This window comes from Streptomyces sp. NPDC037290 (assembly GCF_055603245.1).
Genome location: NZ_JBVJVZ010000135.1, coordinates 1 through 1,482, shown reverse-complemented (window position 1 = coordinate 1,482; position 1,482 = coordinate 1). Strand labels below are relative to the sequence as shown.

The window sequence follows — 1,482 nt, the reverse complement described above, 5'->3', positions numbered from 1 at the left end:
AGATGACATCAATGGGCTGCCGGTGCAATTCGTGCTTACTTGGGTTGATTGACTCCGCTACTCTGATCGCCTTACTTGCGAGCCCCTCGGTCGGCCCCCCAGAATGACGAAGTCGTCCGCATACCTGATCAACCGGTAGTTGGGCAGCCCCTTCTGGCGTCGTGTCCACCGTTGCTTCGTCGTGGACTGCGCCCCGCCGGGAGCCTTGACGAAGTGCTCGTCCAGGACCGAGAGGGCCACATTGCTCAGCAATGGCGAAAGAATCCCGCCTTGCGGGGTGCCAGTGACGGTCTCCTTGCAGGTTCCAGCCTCGGTGAGGATGCCCGCCTTCAAGAACGCCTTCACCAGCGCGAGCACGCGCCCGAGTGCGAGATCTCGTCGAAGCAGGCCGTGATGTCGCCCTCCAGCATCCATTCGCATGTCTTGGTGGCCAGAAAAGCGCGTCTCGGCCATCTCGTCATGCGCCCGCCGGTTGGGGCGGAAGCCGTACGAGCACGGCGCAAAGTCCGCCTCGAAAATCGGCTCCAGCACCAGCTTCAAGGCCGCCTGGACCACCCGATCGGCCACAGAAGGAATCCCAAGACACCGCCGCTTGGGCGACCCCGGCTTGGGGTTCATCCGTTCCTTGACCGGCACCGGACGGAAACTGCGGGACTTCAACTGCTCCCGCAGCTCGGCGAGGAACTGAACCTCGCCGAGCTGTTCCCGGACGAAGGCGGCGGTCATCCCATCGACTCCGGCCGAGCGTGCGCCCTTGTTCCCCGCAACCCGCTCCCAGGCCAGGGGGCCAGGAACGCGGGATCGCAGACGAGGTTGTAAAGATCGTCGAACCGACGATGAGGATCGTCGTTCGCCCAACGGTGCAGCTTGGTTTGGATTGAGGTGACCCCCGGAGTATGGACACAGGGGTTCATGCCGCGAGTGTGGGTCTATGTCCTCGCTGGTGCTGCTGTTCGAACTCGACCCGACGCGACCCATGCTCCTGCGGATCCCGAAACGCTCGCTGACCTGGGCGAACGCGGCGGAGGTGTACCGCCCAGGCTCAACCAGAACGCCGTGCTCGCCGAGGCGACTGGCCTGAGCAAGAGCCGGATGGGCGCGACCCTCTGGGACGCAACCCTGGTACTCACCGCACTCGGTCACACCGCCTCCACCGGCGCCCTCACCGTGACCACAGCACAACAACTTGCCGCAATCGCCGGGCACAATCTCGCGAGCTCATGACCCGCACCAAAATCAAGGACTTATTTTTCGTCGACTCCCTGGGTTTGCTGTGGGGTCAGGAACCTGGACCACTTCGCTGGCCGGTGCCGGGGACGAGCGCCTTGATGGCGGCTTCGGGTACGGTGCCGACGGCTGTGCTGCGTACGGGTGAGGGTGCTTCGGTGTTGTCGCGCGTCAGACTTTCTGGCACAGGGGTTTGTTTGAGCCCCGTGAGCATGTAGGAGAGGCTGATGTCCCGTCCGCCGCAGTTCCCGGTGG

At 64.0% G+C, this 1,482-nt stretch carries 3 protein-coding genes; 1 reads left to right on the top strand and 2 read right to left on the bottom strand.

The annotated features are described in order from the left end of the window. Window positions 1–57 precede the first annotated feature (57 nt). Window positions 58–726, bottom strand: coding sequence for a reverse transcriptase domain-containing protein (locus ACZ7HQ_RS45440; RefSeq protein WP_471003495.1), 669 nt, complete (start codon window positions 724–726; stop codon window positions 58–60). A 195-nt stretch (window positions 727–921) separates the two neighbouring features. On the opposite strand from ACZ7HQ_RS45440, the gene ACZ7HQ_RS45435 reads away from it, so the two are divergent. Continuing rightward, on the top strand, window positions 922–1,224 hold the full coding sequence (locus ACZ7HQ_RS45435; protein ID WP_471003498.1) for a hypothetical protein: 303 nt from the start codon (window positions 922–924) through the stop codon (window positions 1,222–1,224). 55 nt (window positions 1,225–1,279) lie between these two features. On the opposite strand, the gene ACZ7HQ_RS45430 is transcribed toward ACZ7HQ_RS45435, so the two are convergent. Continuing rightward, on the bottom strand, window positions 1,280–1,482 hold a 203-nt coding region (locus ACZ7HQ_RS45430; protein WP_471003492.1), incomplete at its 5' end, for a hypothetical protein.

Coding starts and splice junctions, on each gene's coding strand:
- ACZ7HQ_RS45440 (WP_471003495.1), bottom strand. CDS start 726: ATGACCGCCGCCTTCGTCCGGGAACAGCTCGGCGAGGTTCAGTTCCTC.